The organism is Eikenella sp. Marseille-P7795, assembly GCF_916618725.1.
Lineage (GTDB): Bacteria > Pseudomonadota > Gammaproteobacteria > Burkholderiales > Neisseriaceae > Eikenella > Eikenella longinqua.
Genome location: NZ_CAKAJZ010000007.1, coordinates 62,395 through 78,174, shown reverse-complemented (window position 1 = coordinate 78,174; position 15,780 = coordinate 62,395). Strand labels below are relative to the sequence as shown.

Below are 15,780 nucleotides of genomic sequence, written 5' to 3'. Positions count from 1 at the left end.
CTACCCCGCCCGGCAGGCCGCCCGCCAGCTTTTCAGGTAGCCTGCCAGGCCGTTTTGTGGGAAAATCCGCACGTTTAAAATTATTCAAATCGGGCGAAATATTATGTTGGACAGAGAAGGTTATCGCCCCAATGTCGGCATCATCATCACCAACCAGCGCAACGAAGTGTTTTGGGGCAAACGCGTGCAGGAGCATTCCTGGCAGTTTCCGCAGGGCGGCATCAAGCCCGGCGAAAGCCCCGAAGCCGCCATGTATCGCGAGTTGGCCGAAGAAGTGGGCCTTCTGCCGCACCACGTGAAAATCCTCGGCCGCACGCGCGACTGGCTGCGCTACGACGTGCCCGGCAACTGGGTGCGCCGCCAATGGCGCGGGGCATACCGCGGGCAGAAGCAGATTTGGTATCTGCTGCGGCTCATCGGCCGCGAAAGCGATGTGCACCTGCGCGCCAGCAGCCAGCCCGAGTTTGACGCCTGGCGCTGGCACGACTACTGGGCGCCCATCGAAGAAGTGATTGAATTTAAAAAAGACGTTTACACCAATGCCCTGCAGGAGCTTTCCCGCTTCCTGCACAATCTGGAAAGCCTGGAGCAGTTTAACCAGCGCCAGGCCTCCCTGCCCAAAGAGTGAAAGACACCGCCGATGAGCGACATCCTCACCCACATCCTCGCCACCAAACATCAAGAAGTGGCCGCCGCGCAAGCCGCGCTGCCCTTGACCGAAGTGCGCGCCCGCGCCGCCGATATGCCGCCGCCGCGCGGCTTTGTGCAAGCCATGCGCGCCAAGCATGGCCAAGGGCAGGCCGCGCTGATTGCCGAAATCAAAAAAGCCAGCCCCAGCAAAGGCCTGATCCGCCCCGATTTCCAGCCCGAGCAGCTGGCGCGCGCCTATGAGGCCGCCGGCGCCGCCTGCCTTTCCGTGCTCACCGACGAGCAGTATTTCCAAGGCTCGGCAGGCTACCTGAAAACCGCCCGCGCCGCCGTGGCGCTGCCCGTGTTGCGCAAAGATTTTATGGTGAGCGCCTATCAAATCTACCAATCCCGCGCCATGGGCGCCGACGCCGTGCTGCTGATTGCCGCCGCGCTCGGCCAAGCCCAGCTTGAAGAGTTGGAGGGCATCGCGCACGAATTGGGCATGGCCGTGCTGCTGGAGCTGCACGATGCCGGGGAGCTGGAAAAATGCCGCCGCCTCGCCACCCCGCTTGTCGGCGTGAACAACCGCAACCTGCGCACCTTTGAAGTGAGCCTGCAGCAAACGCTGGATTTGCTGCCCGAAATCGCCGGAGAAGGCCGCGTAATCGTTACCGAAAGCGACATCCGCAGCCGCGAAGACGTGCAGTTTATGCGCCGCCACGGCGTGCACAGCTTCCTGATTGGCGAAACTTTTATGCGTGCCGCAGACGTGGGCGCGGAAGTGGAAAAACTGTTTGCTTGAGTTTTCAGGTAGCCTTTTGCAGAGCTGGGGCTACCTGAAAAAGTTCATGGCAGGTTTGAGGCTTGATTTTGACGCAAGGAGTAGGCATGAAACGTTTTCCAGCCATGCTAGCGCTGCTGTTGCTGCCTGCCGCCACCCTGGCCAAACAGCCGGCAGGGCAGGCGCCATGCCCGCAGGTGAACCGCGACAGCATCGAGGTGCTCACTTATCTGTATGCCTGCACCAATCACGATGCCGCCGAGCTGCCCGCCGCCGCCGAGCAGCAGTCCGACAAACTGATGCAGCTGGCCGGCCAATGCTCCGGCAGCGACCAAGAAACCTGGTGGCGGCAAAACGGCGCACAGATGGCCGCCGAGCGCGCCCGCTACGAGCCCGCGGCCGATGTAGACACAGCGGCGGTGTGCCGCCAGCGCAGCGCGCATATCCGGCGCATCCTGCGGCGCTACCGCTGAATTGCAAAATATTTCAGGTAGCCTCAAGCTGCTTTGAGGGCAGGGCAGGCTACCTGAAAAAAGAAACCCCATTCGAAACCACCCAGAGACATCGATATGACCCAAGACAAAATCCTGATTCTCGATTTCGGTTCGCAAGTAACCCAGCTCATCGCCCGCCGCGTGCGCGAGACGCATGTGTATTGCGAGCTGCACCCCTACGATATGCCGCTTGCCGAGATTAAAGCCTTCAATCCCAAAGGCATCATCCTCTCCGGCGGCCCCAATTCGGTGTACGATTCCGACTATCAGGCCGACACCGGCATTTTCGACTTGGGCGTGCCCGTGCTCGGTATCTGCTATGGCATGCAGTTTATGGCGCACCACCTCGGCGGCAAAGTCTCCCCCGGCGACCAGCGCGAATTCGGCTATGCCGAAGTGAAAACCACCGACAGCCCGCTCACCGCCGGCCTGAGCGATGGCGAGCCGAACACGCTGGAAGTGTGGATGAGCCACGGCGACAAAGTGTCCGCCCTGCCCGAAGGCTTCCGCATTTTCGGCGACACGCTCTCCTGCCCCGTGGCCATCATGGGGCACGAAGCCAAACGCTTCTACGGCATCCAGTTCCACCCCGAAGTCACGCACACCAAACAAGGCCGCGCCCTGCTCAACCGCTTCGTGCTGGACATTTGCGGCGCCAAGCCGGGCTGGACTATGCCCAATTATGTGGATGAAATGGTGGCCAAAATCCGCGAGCAGGTGGGCGATGAGGAAGTGATCCTCGGGCTTTCCGGCGGCGTGGATTCCTCCGTGGCCGCCGCGCTCATACACCGCGCCATTGGCGACCAGCTCACCTGCGTGTTTGTCGATCACGGCCTGTTGCGGCTGGACGAGCGCACCGCCGTGCTCGATATGATGGGGCGGCATTTCGGCGTGCACGTGGTGCATGTGGATGCCTCCGAGCAGTTTTTGGGCAAACTCGCCGGCGTAACCGACCCCGAGCGCAAACGCAAAATCATCGGCGCCGAGTTTATCGAAGTGTTCCAACGCGAAGCCGCCAAGCTGAAAAACGCCAAATGGCTGGCGCAGGGCACGATTTATTCCGACGTGATCGAAAGCGCCGGCGCCAAAACCAAAAAGGCGCACGCCATTAAGAGCCACCACAACGTGGGCGGCCTGCCCGAAACCCTCAACCTGAAGCTGCTCGAGCCCCTGCGCGACCTGTTTAAAGACGAAGTGCGCGAGCTCGGCCTCACCCTCGGCCTGCCCAAAGAAATGATCTACCGCCACCCCTTCCCCGGCCCCGGCTTCGGCGTGCGCATTTTGGGCGAAGTGAAACGCGAATACGCCGAGCTCTTGCGCCGCGCCGACGCCATCTTCACCGAAGAGCTGCGCAACACCTTCAATGAAGAAGGCCAATCGTGGTACGACCTCACCAGCCAGGCCTTCACCGTATTCCTGCCGGTGAAATCCGTGGGCGTGATGGGCGACGGCCGCACTTATGAATACGTGGTGGCACTGCGCGCCGTCATCACCAGCGATTTCATGACCGCACATTGGGCCGAGCTGCCCTACGATTTGCTGGGCAAAGTGTCGAACCGCATCATCAATGAAGTGCGCGGCATCAACCGCGTGGTGTACGACATCAGCGGCAAACCGCCCGCCACGATTGAGTGGGAATAACCGGTGCAGGATTTTCAGGTAGCCTCAGCATGAATACAGGCTACCTGAAAATATTTGCTACAGATAAACTGCCTGTTATAGAAACGAAACCATCAGCTATATTTTCAGGTAGCCTCCCCGCTTTGCAGGCTACCTGAAAATCCTTTCCAACCCTCCACCCACAACACCGCCATGGCCCTACAACTCAACCTCTTCCCCGTTACCCCCTTCCACCAAAACTGCTCCCTGCTGTGGGACGAACAAAGCAAAGAAGCCGTGTGGATCGACGTGGGCGGCGAAGCCGAATGGCTGCAGGGCGAAGCCGCCAAACTCGGCTTGCAGCCCAAAGCAATCTGGCTCACCCACGGCCACCTCGACCATGCCGCCGGCGTGGCCGACATGATCGCCCGCACCCCGCTGCCCGTTATCGGCCCGCACCGCGCCGACCAATGGCTGCTCGACAGCCTGCCCGACACCACCGCCGGCTTCGGCTTCCCCGTTTCCCCGCCCGTGCAGCCCACGCGCTGGCTGGAAGAGGGCGACGAGCTTAGCGTGGGCGGCTACCGCTTCCAAGTGCTGCACGCCCCCGGCCACACCCCCGGCCACGTTGTGTTTTACTGCGCCGAAGCCAAACTCTTGATTGCCGGCGACGTATTGTTCTACGAATCCATCGGCCGCACCGACTTCGAGCGCAGCAGCCATGCCGACCTCCTGCGCAGCATCCGCGAAAAACTGCTGGTGTTGCCCGAAGACACCATCGTCGTGCCCGGGCACGGCCGCACCACCACCATCGGCCACGAAAAGCGGCACAATCCCTTCCTGCTCGGCTAGCTCAACCCGATTTCCCCTGCCCAAAGCCGCTGTGGTAGGGGAAAATCAGCCTGCCCCGCGCAAGATAATTGCAAAGACGGCCACCGTTAAGATGCATGCATTCCGCTGCCGCCGTAAATCTTGGTTAATCCCTCTTTTTATGCCCAAACCTTTAGACTAAGATAGCTCCACCCCTGCCCAGTGCAGGCGGCATTTTCTAACCTTATAGGAAAAGCATGATGAAAGTACGTACTTGGGCTGTGCCCGCCTCATTGGCTCTGCTGCTGACCGCCTGCGCGGCGCCCATGCATGCAGACGACGGCGACCACAACCGGCCGCCCCCCCATCGTTATGAAGAGCAGCGCCGCGACGACATGCAAGATCGCCGCGACGACCGCGACCATCAGCGCCGCCCGCGCCACGAACGCCACGGCCGGCAAGGCATCGAGCGCTTCAGCTGCGAAAACGGCTTGAGCGTGAGCGTGCGCCAGGAAGGCACCGGCCGCGTGAGCCTCCAGCTCGACGACAAACGCGCCGTGCTTACCAGCGCCGTTGCCGCTTCCGGCGAGCGCTACACCAGCAACCGCGGCCTGTTCGGCAGCGGCGCGGAATGGCACCGCAAAGGCAACGAAGCCGTGTTCAGCTTCAAAGACCCCTACGGCAACCAGGTGGAGACCTCCTGCCAACGCCGTTAATTTGATTTGAATTCAATCGCCGCATGAGTGAAATCAGGCCGGCAGCCGCGGAGCAATCCGCTGCTGCCGGTTTTTGCTGCCTGCAAGAAAAGGCTACCTGAAAAATCTGCCGTGGGATTTTCAGGTAGCCTTTTGTGTGCCGATAATGCTTGTTCAGGCAAGGGCTTATTTTTCCTCTTTCTCGGGGCGTTTCCAGCCGGTGAGCGTGGTTTGGCGGGTGCGGGCGAGGGTGAGCGCATCTTCGGGGCAGCTGCGGGTGAGCGTGCTGCCGGCGCCGGTGGTGGCGCGGTGGCCGATGGTGAGCGGGGCCACGAGCATGTTGCCGGAGCCGATGCGCACTTCGTCGCCGATAATGGTGCGGTGTTTGTGCACGCCGTCGTAGTTGCAGGTGATGGTGCCGGCGCCGATGTTGCTGCGGCTGCCGATTTGGGCGTCGCCGAGGTAGGTGAGGTGGTTGGCTTTGCTGCCGCGGCCGATGGTGCTGTTTTTCACTTCCACGAAGTTGCCGATGTGTACTTCGTCGGCAAGGTCGGCATGGGGGCGCAGGCGGGCGAAGGGGCCGATGCGGGCGCTGCTGCCGATGCGGCAGTTTTCGAGGGGGGAGAAGGGCTCGATAACGGTGTGGCTGCCGATCACGGCGTTTTTGATCACGCAGTTGGCGCCGATGGATACGTTGTGGCCGAAGCGGTTTTCGCCTTCGAGCACCACGTTCACGTCGATGACCACGTTTTGGCCGTGTTCGAGGCTGCCGCGCAGGTCGAAACGCTCGGGGTCGCGCAGGGTGAGGCCGGCTTGCAGCAGGGCTTCGGCCTGTTCGCGCTGGAAGATGCGTTCGAGCTCGGCGAGCTGGGCTTTGTTGTTCACGCCGGCGGCGAGGTGGGAGGCGGCCACTTGTACGGGGTGCACGGCCACGCCGCTTTGCCGGGCGAGGCGGATCACGTCGGTGAGGTAGTATTCGCCTTGGGCGTTGTTGCTGGAGAGTTGGGCGAGCCAGCCGGCGAGGTGGCGGTTGGGCAGCACGAGGATGCCGGTGTTGATTTCGCGGATGGCTTTTTGCTCGGGGCTGGCGTCTTTTTCTTCCACGATGGCGTCCACTTGGCCTTCGGCGTTGCGGATGATGCGGCCGAGGCCGAAGGGGTTGGGCGGGATGTCGGTGAGCAGGCCGACTTCGTCGCCGGCGGCATCGAGCAGGGCTTGGAGCGTTTCGCGGTTGATGAGGGGCACGTCGCCGGAGAGGATGAGGGTGCGGCCTTCGGCGCCGAGGTGGGGCAGGGCGGTTTGCACGGCGTGGCCGGTGCCGAGCTGCTCGGTTTGTTCCACCCAGTTTACGTCGTTGCGGCTTATTTTTTCGCGCACGAGCTCGCGGCCGTGGCCGATGACGACGTTGATGCTTTGCGGCTTCAGGCTTTGCGAGGTGCGGATAATGCGCTCGAGCATGCTTTGGCCGCCGATTTGGTGCAGCACTTTGGGCAGGGCGGAATGCATGCGGGTGCCTTTGCCGGCGGCGAGGATGACGATGTGGAGGGGGGTGGGCATGGCTGGTTTTCTCGGATTGGTTGTTGGGCGGGCAAATTGTTTGCGGTGTTTTCCCGGCTTTATGAAGCGGGGGAATGGGTTTCAGGTAGCCTTTGAGGCTACCTGAAAATGTTGGGGCTGCCTGAAACGGTGTTTTATTGGGCGGGGTGAATGGTTTGCCCGCCGGAGGTGTCGGGGGCGGCTTCGTTGCTCCAGGTGGTGCGCGGCACGCTGTGCTGGTGTTCTTCGCGGGTAACGGGCACGGGCACGGGGCGGTATTCGTTGTAGCGCTGGTTGCGGGAGAAGGTACCGTCTTGATACACGACGGGGGTGCCGGGGGCGTAGCGCTGGCGTAGGCCGGTTTTGCCGTGTTGGTCTTGGTAGGTTTCCCAGGTGCAGGCGGAGAGGGAGAGGAGGGCGAGCAGTAGGACGGCGGGGCGCATGATGTTTCCTTTGTGTTGTTGGGGTTGCTTGGGTCATTATAACGCGAACGGCGGGGGCTGGCTGTGGGGCTGCTTGAAAATGGTGTTGCCTGTTGCGGGGCGGCGATTTCGGGTGGGCTTGGGCGGCTGGTGTGGGGCTACCTGAAAATGGCGGGGCGGGCTTTGAACGGCTTATTTTTCAGGTAGTCTTTTGCGATACAATCCGCGCAGTTTTGAATTAGCGCTGAAGATAAAAGGGAAAATATGCATAAACGGGAAGACGATCGTTATGCACCGCCGCTGAGTGTGGCGGAAGAGGCGGACGTGGTGGCGAATGTTGAAGCCGGCCGGTTGCCGGCGTGGCGGGCGTTTGTTTGGTTTGGGACGGCTTGGGCTTTGTTTTGGCAGCGGGCTGGCTGGTGGTTTGGGCTGGTGTTGGCTTGGACGATTTTGTCGTCTGTGCTGGCTGCGCTGGCAGAGCTGATCACGCCTACTCTGATTTCTTTTTTCCCTGCGGTGCACGATTTTGCCGTGGTATTTGCTACGGCGGGGGCGGCTTATGCGGCGGAGCGGGTGGGGCGGAAAGTCCGTGTTGATTGGCGTGCGGGCTTGGTGGTGTTGGTGCGGTGTGCCGGGGCGTTGGCGCTGCTGGGTTTGCTGAATGTGGTGTTTGACCAGTTATTGCTTCGGGTGGAGGGGTTGCTGGGGATTTATGTGGTCAATATGCGGGGTAAACCGTCATCGCTGCTGAGTGGAGCGGCAGACTGGATCATGTATTGGAATTGGCTGTTTTTTATATTGGCATATCTGTTGCCGAACGGGGTGGCGCCGGTGCTGGTGGTGTGCCGCCGGGCGGGGTGGCGAGGGCTTGGGCGGCGGGTTGGCGCGGAGTGGGACGTAATGCGGGCGGGGTGGCACTGGCTGTGGTGTTGGCTACCTTGTTGGGTCTGGCGGTGCGGGTGGTGTTGGGCATAGCTGTAGCGCTGGCTCAACCTAAAGTAATATCGATAGCGGCGATGGATACGGTGCCGCCCGTGTGGCTTTGGCGGATAGTGGCTCTGGCGGACAATATGTTTGGCTTATTTTTGATGCTGGTGCTGTATGCGGCGTGTCGGGATGTGTTTTTTGAGAAAAAGGATGAATGAAGCAGGCTGCTTGAAAGCGTAGCGGCGTTTCCGCGCGGCTCAAAATTTTCAGGTAGCCTTTTGCTTGCTGGTGTGAGAAAGGTCTCTGCTTTGAGTCTACCTGAAAATAGGTGGTGTTCTGGCTGCTTCGGCGGTGGGGTGGTAGAGTGGCGGGGCGGCGCTGTGCCGTTTAACCGATTGGAAAAAAGGAGAAAATGATGAAACGTTTGGCTTGGCTGCTGGCGGCCGCTTTGGCGGCGGGGAGTGTGCAGGCGGCGCCGGAGGGGGATACGGGCTATGCGCACGGGGCGAACCATTGCTATGGTTTCCGTGTGCCGGCGGGCTGGATTCAGGATAACCGGCTGTTGGCGGACAAGGGCGTGCCGATGGTGTTTCTGCCGCAGGAGGGCGGGCTGCGTGCGGCGCGGGTGATGATGTATACGGGCAGCATTGCCCCCCGGCCGGGCGGGAGCTTTGCCGAGGCGGTGCGGGCGCAGGTGAACGATGTGGCGGCGCAGTATGCCGGGTCGGGTGAGCAAATCCGGCCGGCGATGGTGCGACGCATCCGTTCGCGCGGCAGCTCGGGCGAGCTGTGGCGCTTTACGGGCTATCGCAGCGGCGGGCAGGAGCTGGCGGCGTATTTTCCGGGCCGGCGCTCGGTGAATTATTTTGTGGCGCAGGTGCCGGCGCGGGCGGATGCGGCGGCAGTGGAGTCGGCTTTGCTCCGGCTGGCGGGCAGCTACCACGAGCGGGAATCTTGCCCGCCTTGCCGCGAGCAGGGGTGTGCTGGGGAGTAATGGTGCGGTGAGGCAAACAGGCTACCTGAAAAGTGGTTTGCCAGTTTCCAGGTAGCCTTTAAATGGCACTTGGCTGGCGGGCTAGGGCAGCTCGATTTTGATAATTTTCTGGTCAAACAGCCGCTTGCCCCAGCCGGTGCGGTAAATCAGGCGGAAGAGCCAAGGGTAGCGGTGGCCGCAGCGCCGGCTCAATCTGCCCACCACGCGCACTTTGCTGCCGGGCAGCCATGCTTCCATCACCCGGGCATCGGGCAGCGACCATTTGAATTCGGGCGACTGCGCCATTTTGCCCAGCGCATCGTGCCGCTTGGCGCGGCCGACGGCCACCGGCGGCAGCATGTCGAACACCAGCACGGCGTGCGGCAGCGTGCGGGCAATCATGGCCAGCAGGGCTTTGACCTGCGCTTCTTCGAAATACATCAGCACGCCTTCGGTGAGCAGCAGCACTGGTTTGCCGTGTGCGGCGGCGGTGTGCGCCCAGCTTTCGTCAAACATGGAGGCGGCTAGGTAGTGGTTGCCCGATTCGGGCAGCAGTTGGCGCCGGATGCCGATGACGTTGGGCAAATCCAGGTCGTACCAGGCGGTAACGGGCGGGCGGCCGAGGCGTTCGAAGCGTGCGTCCAGCCCGGCGCCGAGCTGCACGACCACGCAGTCGGGGTGTTGCGCGATAAAGCGTTGCGCCTCTTCGTCGATGAGGGCGGCGCGGGCGCAGCAGCCGGGCTGCGACAGTTTCGATTTGGCGAAGATGCTGAAATCGTAGTTGATTTGCCGCAGCATCTGCACGGCGGCGGCGTCTTTGATGAGGGCGTCGGCACGATCGTATTCCACCGCCTTGGCCCACAGCGGGATGAGCATGGTGGTGGAGAGTTGGCTGATGGTGTCGGAGGAAAGGCGTTGGTTCATGGAAACTCCCGAGAGAGACAAAGAGCGTGGGCAGGCTACCTGAAAGCGTGGGCTTCAACGAAGTTAAAGCGTGCGCTTCGGCGAAGCTGAAAATATTTCGGTGTAGCCGGAAAGGGATGGGGGTTCGGGAGCGGTTGGTGTATTGAGTAGGTTGCCGTTTTATTCGGTTGACATTTGTGTTTCGGGCAGCCTTTGCTTATGTGGCGTGGGTAAAAGAGGCTACCTGAAAAATGGTGGGCAAAGTTTCAGGTAGCCTTTTGCTTTATTTCGACAGGTAGTCCAGCGGATTGACGGCGCGGTTGTTGATGCGCACTTCGAAGTGCAGCTTCACGCGGTCGGTGCCGCTGCTGCCCATGCTGCCGATGGTTTGCCCGGCGGATACCTGCTGGCCTTCGCGCACGCTGATTTGGCTGTTGTGGGCGTAGGCGGTGAGCATGCCGCCGGTGTGGTTGATGAGGATGAGTTTGCCGTAGCCGCGGATGCCTTCGCCCACGTAGCTCACGCGGCCGGGCGCGGCGGCTTTCACGGGTGTGCCGGCAGTGCCGGCGATGTCGATGCCTTTGCTGGAGCCGCCGTTGAACGGGGTGATGATTTCGCCGCGTGCCGGCCATTGCAGGCTGCTGGGCGCGGCGGTGGTGCGCTCGGCGGGGGCGCGGCTCACCGGCCGGTTGGCGGCGGTGCTGCTGCGGGCATTGCTGCCGCCGCGGGCGTGGCCCACGCGCAGGCGCTGGCCCACTTCGAGCTGGGAGGGGTTTTTCAGGTTGTTCCATGCCATCAGGCGGGATACGGGCTGGTTGAAGCGGCGGCTGATACGGTAGAGCGTGTCGCCGCGCTGTACGCGGTAGTATTGGTCGCCGGTGCCGGTGCCGACGCAGGCTGCTAGAAGGGTGGTACACAAGAGAACGGTGCAGGCGGAAGAGAATTTCAAGGTGTGCACTCCGGTTGAAGCGGCAGCAGGGCTACCTGAAAAGGAAAGATACAGCGGGCGCGGGCAAACCGATTTGGCCGTTTGCCGGGCTCGCTGCCGAGAAGGTGTGCCTATCATACTATAGGAAATGGCAGGGAAACAAACCGGGCGGGCGGCTAAGGCGCTTGCAAACGGGGTATGATAGGGCCGTTTGCCAAACACCGCGCAAGGAGTGAGCCATGCCTTCTGCATTCAACCCGCAGGCCGAAGCCGAGATTTACTGCCTGCTGTTCGAACAATACGAAACGCTGGATTTAATGGGGCCGGTGGAGTTTTTATTCCGCCTGCCGCGAGCTAGGCTGCATTATGTGTCGAGGGGCGGCGGCATGGTGGACAGCCGGCAGGGTTTTGCCGTGCAGACGCAGCGGCTGGAAAGGCTACCTGAAAATGCTGTCTTGCTGATACCGGGCGGGCAGGGCACGCGGCCGCTGGTGCGGGATACGGCTTTCCTGCGCGATTTGGGCGCATGGCTGGACCAGGCCGCCTGCTGTTTGGCGGTGTGTACCGGCGCGGCGCTGTTGGCCGCCAGCGGCAGGCTGGACGGCTTGCCGGCCACGTCAAACAAAAAGGCTTTCGATTGGGTGCGCTCGGTAAACGACAAGGTGGCTTGGCAGCCGGCGGCACGTTGGGTGGCGTCGGGGCGGTTCTACACTTCTTCGGGCGTATCGGCGGGCATGGACATGGCGCTGGGCTTCATCGCCGACCACTACGGCCGCGCTCAAGCGGAGGAAATCGCCGCGCATTGCGAATATATTTGGCACAGCAATCCGGCGGGCGACCCGTTTGCCAGCCGCTCAGGAATTTTCAGGTAGCCTCTGCCGGCTGCGCAAAAGCCGGGGAAACTTTGCAGAATGGGCGCTTGATTTTGCGCTTGGCGGGCAGATATAGGGGAGGGCGCGGTGCTGTGGCCGAGCCGAGGCTACCTGAAACGGGGTAAAGCACAGCTTCGGCGAAACTCAACGTTAGAAAGATTAGTTTGAAAGGAAACTCAATGCGTTACCTAGGGATTTGGCTCTTGCTGCTGGCGGGGGCGGAAGCGGCTTCGATTGTGATGGTGGCCGAGCGGCTCGGCGGGCTGCCCACGCTGCTGCTGATGATTTTGTCGTTTATGGCTGGGCTGGCCATGCTGCGCAATCTGGGCTTTTCTTCGGTGATGCTGGCCGGCTCGCTGTTTCACAATCAGGGCGAGCTGTCGTTTTACCAAATGCTGTGGCCGCTGCGCTATATTGTGGCGGCGCTGCTTTTGATGTCGCCGGGCTTTGTGTCCACGCTTTTGGCCTGCGTGCTGATGCTGCCGATTAAGGGCGGCCCCTCGGCGGTGCGCCCCGAGCAAATGGGGCAGGGTTACCGCGCTTCGGGCTACCGCGCAGACGGCGACATCATCGACGGCGAGTTTGAAACCGTGCGCCCGCAGGAAGAGCGCGGGGAAACCCGCCTGCTGGAACAGCACGACGGCGAGCCGCCGCGCCAAGGCTGATTCCAGCCCAACTCTTTTAAGTCTAACTCCGCGCAAAAAGGCTACCTGAAAAATATACACGCTGTTTTTCAGGTAGCCTTTCCCTTATCCGCCGCGCGTGTACAATACGCCTTTTCCCCGTAATGGCAAATCCGGCAACATGAAACCCAACAGTCTCACGCAACGCCCCATCGGCGTATTCGACTCCGGCGTCGGCGGTCTCACCAACGTGCGCGCCCTGATGGAGCGGCTGCCCAACGAAAACATCATCTATTTCGGCGACACCGCCCGTGTGCCCTACGGCGTGAAATCGCGCAGCACCATCGAAACCTACACCGGGCAAATTGTAGAATTCCTCATGCAGCACGACGTGAAAGCGCTCGTGATTGCCTGCAACACCATCGCCGCCGTGGCCGGCGCCAAAGTGCGGCAGATGGCCGGCAGCATGCCCGTGCTCGACGTGATCAGCGCCGGCGCACAGGCCGCCCTGCGCACCAGCCGCAACGGCCACATCGGCATCATCGCCACCTCCACCACCGTCAATTCCAACGCCTACGCCCGCGCCATCCACGCGCAAAACCCGCAGGCGCGCGTGCCCTCCCAAGCCTGCCCGCTGCTCGTGCCGCTGGTGGAAGAAGGCTGGCTCGAGCACGAAGTCACCCGCCTCACCGTGCGCGAATACCTCAAGCCGCTCCTAGCCGAAGACATCGATACCCTCGTGCTCGGCTGCACCCACTACCCCCTGCTCAAACCCCTGCTGCAAAGCGAAGCCCCGCACCTCGCCCTGGTGGATTCCGCGCTCACCACCGCCGAAGCTACCGCCGAAGCCCTCGCCGCCGCCGGCCTGCTCAACACCGGCGCCGCCCCCGCCGACTACCGCTTCTACGTGAGCGACATCCCCCTGCGCTTCCGCACCATCGGCGAACGCTTCCTCGGCCGCAGCATGGAGCAGATAGAAATGATGCGGCTGGGATGAGGGCGCCCAAACATTTTCAGGTAGCCCTGAGCGGCATCACAGGCTACCTGAAAAATATTTCCACCACTTTTCAAATAATCACATCATGACCAAAACCGTTATCCTCATCTCCGGCCGCGGCAGCAATATGCAGGCCGTGGTGCAAGCCAATATTCCCAACCTGCACATCGCCGCCGTCCTCTCCGACAACCCCCAAGCCCCCGGCCTCGCCTGGGCGGCAGGGCAGGGCATCCCCACCGCCGCCCTCAACCCCAAAGACTACCCCGGCCGCGCCGCCTTCAACCAAGCCATGCTCGAGCTTGTGGCCGGCCACGAGCCCGACCTCGTCCTCCTCGCCGGCTACATGCGCATCCTGCCGCCCGAATTTTGCAGCCGCTTTGCCAATAAAACCATCAACATCCATCCCTCCCTGCTGCCCGCCTTCCCCGGCTTGCACACCCACCAGCGCGCCCTTGACGAAGGCTGTCGCCTCGCCGGCTGCACCGTACACTTCGTCACCGCCGAGCTCGATTGCGGCCCCATCATCGCCCAAGGCGCCGTGCCCGTGTACGATTCCGACACCGCAGACACCCTCGCCGAGCGCGTGCTCAAGGTTGAACACCGGCTGCTGCCCCAAGCCGTGGCCGACTTCGCCGCCGGCCACCTCCGCATCCAAGGCAAACGCGTGTTTAACCGCCGCAGCGCAGGCGAAGCCGGGCTGGATTAAGGGAGCAAACCCATGAGCTATCTCGTTTACCTGCTCAACGACCGCCCCGCCAAACAGCCCAAAATTCTCGATAGTTTCAGCGACACCGCCCGCCTGCTGAAAGAACAGTTTCAGCTCGAAGCCTGCCACGATGCCAGCGGCAATTTCATCTGCTTCGCCCCGCCCGAACAGGCCGAAAGGCTACCTGAAAACGAGCATAGCGAGTTTCTGCGAAGCAAAAATACGCAAAGCGAATTTTCGCGAAGCAAAAACAAACAGAGTGAGTTTCTGCGAAGCCAAAACGAGCTAGGCGAAGACACCGCCGTCTTCTACCAACACAACGAGCAAGAAGGCGGCAGCCTGTGGCTGAAAAACCCAAGCGAAAGCCAGCTCCAATTGTTGCTCGACATCATGCTCGCGCTCAACGACGGCAGCTATGTGCTCGGCGATGCGGGCGAAAGCTACCGTGTAAAGAAAGGTGCAGTTGTCTACACCGAACCGCCCGAACCGCCTTCGGGCTGGCGGGGTAAAGCCCTCTAATTTTGGTATTCTTGGGGTTTCTCGATGACTTTGGCCATCCTGTTTTTATTGGTGCAACTTATCTTGCACCGCCTCGGCTGGATGTAGGGTAGGCAGGGAAGGCGCCGCAATTTGCTGGCACAAAATGCCGGAGCGTGGCGTGGCAGGTTTAAGCAACCTGCCCGCCATTTCTTTTTTCAGGTAGCCTCTCCGCGCCCGAAGGCTACCTGAAAAATAGAGCGGCTAGGGCGGATTAATATGCAATGATACAAAGCGAGCCGGTTAAGTTAATTCGCTATAAAACGCTACCCTCGGCGCGGCTTGCACACTTCATTGCAATATTCCAACAATCTGCTTCGTTAAAATAGTTTAAGATTGTTAATGCTACCATTACGCAATACAATTCAGGCAGCAAAAGGAGTAAACACAATCCGTTGCCTATTCACAATCATCTTATCGATTTCATATTAAGGAGAACATCATGAAAAAAGTTTTGGCCACGCTGCTCGTCCTTTCCCTTCCCGCCGTCGCCCTGGCCGACGACAACCGCGGTTTCTATGTGCAAGCCGACCTCGGCCATGCAAGGGTGAAGCTGCATGACAGCGAAGAAGCCCTGAGCGCCAAAGGCTTCAGCCCGCGCCTGTCTGTGGGCTACGATTTCGGCGATTTCCGCGTGGCGGCCGACTACACCCACTATAAGAGCGAAAGCGGCCACGAAACTTATCCGGTAGGCGGGGAAGATTGGGAATACAAATTCCGCAGCTTCGGCGTGTCTGCCATTTACGATATCGACTTGAACGCCCCGGTGAAGCCCTATGTAGGCGCGCGCATCGACGTCAACCACCTGTCGTTCGACGATCATGACTACGCTCCCGGTTATGACGACAATTACCACTTCAGCAAAACTAAAACCGGCGTAGGCGCCCTGCTCGGCGTGGGCTACAACATCACCCAAAACATCACCCTGGATGCAGGCTACCGCTACAACTACTGGGGCAAATTCGACGGCACGAAGCTGGATTCCCACGAAGTTTCCGCCGGCCTGCGCGTGAGATTCTGATTTGCCGCAACCTGCGTGCCGCAAACCGCCCGAAGCTGCTAGGCTCGGGTGGTTTTTTATTGGCGCGGGGCGGGCAATCTTTTTCAGGTAGCCTCTCCCTGCTTGGAGGCTACCTGAAAAACAGGGCAAGGCTCGTTTGCATATAAATGCCCACCCGCCAGCCTCCCCGCCGGCAACGGATACGGCTATAATCTGGCCGAAGTAAATACTCTGAAGCCTTTGCAAACTCCCCGTCTTTGGCACACTTCTTCGCGATGCGCTTCTCAAACGATTGCCTACCCGCACGGTATGTCTGCGCGTTTTGCGATGCTATCGCTTTGAATTGT

18 protein-coding genes are annotated in these 15,780 nt (G+C 61.0%); 14 read left to right on the top strand and 4 right to left on the bottom strand.

Translation table 11 applies throughout. From position 1 onward, the window contains the following. The first annotated feature begins 103 nt into the window (after positions 1-103). The 6 genes from LG371_RS10155 (at position 104) to LG371_RS10130 (ending at position 5,030) form a co-directional block, all read left to right on the top strand. On the top strand, positions 104-628 hold the full coding sequence (locus LG371_RS10155) for an RNA pyrophosphohydrolase (RefSeq protein WP_225748410.1): 525 nt from the start codon (positions 104-106) through the stop codon (positions 626-628). Positions 629-640: 12 nt separating this feature from the next. Next, the gene (gene trpC / locus LG371_RS10150) at positions 641-1,432 is read left to right on the top strand and encodes an indole-3-glycerol phosphate synthase TrpC (protein ID WP_225748409.1); all 792 of its coding nucleotides are present in this window, start codon (positions 641-643) and stop codon (positions 1,430-1,432) included. An 86-nt stretch (positions 1,433-1,518) separates the two neighbouring features. Beyond that, a complete protein-coding gene (locus tag LG371_RS10145) occupies positions 1,519-1,884 on the top strand; it encodes a hypothetical protein (protein WP_067592365.1) in 366 nt (121 codons plus the stop codon). Positions 1,885-1,980: 96 nt separating this feature from the next. Beyond that, complete coding sequence (gene guaA / locus LG371_RS10140) at positions 1,981-3,546, top strand: glutamine-hydrolyzing GMP synthase (RefSeq protein WP_225748408.1); 1,566 nt, start codon at positions 1,981-1,983, stop codon at positions 3,544-3,546. Between the two features lie 171 nt (positions 3,547-3,717). Beyond that, the gene (locus LG371_RS10135) at positions 3,718-4,356 is read left to right on the top strand and encodes an MBL fold metallo-hydrolase (RefSeq protein WP_225748407.1); all 639 of its coding nucleotides are present in this window, start codon (positions 3,718-3,720) and stop codon (positions 4,354-4,356) included. A gap of 218 nt (positions 4,357-4,574) precedes the next feature. Beyond that, complete coding sequence (locus tag LG371_RS10130; RefSeq protein ID WP_067592371.1) at positions 4,575-5,030, top strand: MliC family protein; 456 nt, start codon at positions 4,575-4,577, stop codon at positions 5,028-5,030. Between the two features lie 165 nt (positions 5,031-5,195). Here LG371_RS10130 and glmU read toward each other — a convergent pair whose 3' ends face one another. Together glmU and LG371_RS10120 are read right to left on the bottom strand one after the other, a co-directional pair. Continuing rightward, the gene (gene glmU / locus LG371_RS10125) at positions 5,196-6,566 is read right to left on the bottom strand and encodes a bifunctional UDP-N-acetylglucosamine diphosphorylase/glucosamine-1-phosphate N-acetyltransferase GlmU (protein ID WP_225748406.1); all 1,371 of its coding nucleotides are present in this window, start codon (positions 6,564-6,566) and stop codon (positions 5,196-5,198) included. A 134-nt stretch (positions 6,567-6,700) separates the two neighbouring features. Continuing rightward, on the bottom strand, positions 6,701-6,988 hold the full coding sequence (locus tag LG371_RS10120; RefSeq protein WP_067592376.1) for a hypothetical protein: 288 nt from the start codon (positions 6,986-6,988) through the stop codon (positions 6,701-6,703). A 243-nt stretch (positions 6,989-7,231) separates the two neighbouring features. Here LG371_RS10120 and LG371_RS10115 point away from each other — a divergent pair, with 243 nt between their 5' ends. Both LG371_RS10115 and LG371_RS10110 read left to right on the top strand, forming a co-directional pair. Then, complete coding sequence (locus tag LG371_RS10115) at positions 7,232-7,942, top strand: hypothetical protein (protein ID WP_225748405.1); 711 nt, start codon at positions 7,232-7,234, stop codon at positions 7,940-7,942. A gap of 364 nt (positions 7,943-8,306) precedes the next feature. Then, entirely contained in the window at positions 8,307-8,888 is a 582-nt protein-coding gene (locus LG371_RS10110; RefSeq protein ID WP_156503509.1) for a hypothetical protein, read from the top strand. 81 nt (positions 8,889-8,969) lie between these two features. Here the strand turns inward: LG371_RS10110 and LG371_RS10105 are convergent, their stop codons facing one another. Continuing rightward, the gene (locus tag LG371_RS10105; protein ID WP_067592384.1) at positions 8,970-9,791 is read right to left on the bottom strand and encodes a class I SAM-dependent methyltransferase; all 822 of its coding nucleotides are present in this window, start codon (positions 9,789-9,791) and stop codon (positions 8,970-8,972) included. Positions 9,792-10,053: 262 nt separating this feature from the next. Then, positions 10,054-10,719, bottom strand: a complete 666-nt coding sequence (locus tag LG371_RS10100) for a peptidoglycan DD-metalloendopeptidase family protein (protein ID WP_067592452.1) — start codon at positions 10,717-10,719, stop codon at positions 10,054-10,056. Positions 10,720-10,937: 218 nt separating this feature from the next. Between LG371_RS10100 and LG371_RS10095 the strand changes: the two genes are divergently transcribed. The 6 genes from LG371_RS10095 (at position 10,938) to LG371_RS10070 (ending at position 15,454) form a co-directional block, all read left to right on the top strand. Next, positions 10,938-11,570: a DJ-1/PfpI family protein gene (locus LG371_RS10095; protein WP_225748403.1), complete on the top strand. Its 633-nt coding sequence runs from the start codon at positions 10,938-10,940 to the stop codon at positions 11,568-11,570. A gap of 179 nt (positions 11,571-11,749) precedes the next feature. Beyond that, positions 11,750-12,235 carry an FxsA family protein gene (locus LG371_RS10090; protein ID WP_067592390.1) on the top strand — a complete coding sequence of 162 codons (486 nt, stop codon included), beginning with the start codon at positions 11,750-11,752 and terminating at the stop codon, positions 12,233-12,235. Between the two features lie 139 nt (positions 12,236-12,374). Then, positions 12,375-13,190, top strand: a complete 816-nt coding sequence (murI, locus tag LG371_RS10085; RefSeq protein ID WP_067592393.1) for a glutamate racemase — start codon at positions 12,375-12,377, stop codon at positions 13,188-13,190. Between the two features lie 85 nt (positions 13,191-13,275). After that, a complete protein-coding gene (purN, locus tag LG371_RS10080; RefSeq protein WP_225748402.1) occupies positions 13,276-13,896 on the top strand; it encodes a phosphoribosylglycinamide formyltransferase in 621 nt (206 codons plus the stop codon). Positions 13,897-13,908: 12 nt separating this feature from the next. Next, positions 13,909-14,415, top strand: a complete 507-nt coding sequence (locus LG371_RS10075; RefSeq protein WP_225748401.1) for a hypothetical protein — start codon at positions 13,909-13,911, stop codon at positions 14,413-14,415. 460 nt (positions 14,416-14,875) lie between these two features. Next, positions 14,876-15,454 carry an opacity family porin gene (locus LG371_RS10070; RefSeq protein ID WP_067592401.1) on the top strand — a complete coding sequence of 193 codons (579 nt, stop codon included), beginning with the start codon at positions 14,876-14,878 and terminating at the stop codon, positions 15,452-15,454. Positions 15,455-15,780 lie beyond the last annotated feature (326 nt).

Coding starts and splice junctions, on each gene's coding strand:
- LG371_RS10155 (WP_225748410.1), top strand. CDS start 104: ATGTTGGACAGAGAAGGTTATCGCCCCAATGTCGGCATCATCATCACC.
- LG371_RS10095 (WP_225748403.1), top strand. CDS start 10,938: ATGCCTTCTGCATTCAACCCGCAGGCCGAAGCCGAGATTTACTGCCTG.
- LG371_RS10110 (WP_156503509.1), top strand. CDS start 8,307: ATGATGAAACGTTTGGCTTGGCTGCTGGCGGCCGCTTTGGCGGCGGGG.
- LG371_RS10105 (WP_067592384.1), bottom strand. CDS start 9,791: ATGAACCAACGCCTTTCCTCCGACACCATCAGCCAACTCTCCACCACC.
- LG371_RS10075 (WP_225748401.1), top strand. CDS start 13,909: ATGAGCTATCTCGTTTACCTGCTCAACGACCGCCCCGCCAAACAGCCC.
- purN (WP_225748402.1), top strand. CDS start 13,276: ATGACCAAAACCGTTATCCTCATCTCCGGCCGCGGCAGCAATATGCAG.
- LG371_RS10120 (WP_067592376.1), bottom strand. CDS start 6,988: ATGCGCCCCGCCGTCCTACTGCTCGCCCTCCTCTCCCTCTCCGCCTGC.
- LG371_RS10070 (WP_067592401.1), top strand. CDS start 14,876: ATGAAAAAAGTTTTGGCCACGCTGCTCGTCCTTTCCCTTCCCGCCGTC.
- glmU (WP_225748406.1), bottom strand. CDS start 6,566: ATGCCCACCCCCCTCCACATCGTCATCCTCGCCGCCGGCAAAGGCACC.
- LG371_RS10090 (WP_067592390.1), top strand. CDS start 11,750: ATGCGTTACCTAGGGATTTGGCTCTTGCTGCTGGCGGGGGCGGAAGCG.
- trpC (WP_225748409.1), top strand. CDS start 641: ATGAGCGACATCCTCACCCACATCCTCGCCACCAAACATCAAGAAGTG.
- murI (WP_067592393.1), top strand. CDS start 12,375: ATGAAACCCAACAGTCTCACGCAACGCCCCATCGGCGTATTCGACTCC.
- LG371_RS10135 (WP_225748407.1), top strand. CDS start 3,718: ATGGCCCTACAACTCAACCTCTTCCCCGTTACCCCCTTCCACCAAAAC.
- LG371_RS10145 (WP_067592365.1), top strand. CDS start 1,519: ATGAAACGTTTTCCAGCCATGCTAGCGCTGCTGTTGCTGCCTGCCGCC.
- LG371_RS10115 (WP_225748405.1), top strand. CDS start 7,232: ATGCATAAACGGGAAGACGATCGTTATGCACCGCCGCTGAGTGTGGCG.
- LG371_RS10130 (WP_067592371.1), top strand. CDS start 4,575: ATGAAAGTACGTACTTGGGCTGTGCCCGCCTCATTGGCTCTGCTGCTG.
- guaA (WP_225748408.1), top strand. CDS start 1,981: ATGACCCAAGACAAAATCCTGATTCTCGATTTCGGTTCGCAAGTAACC.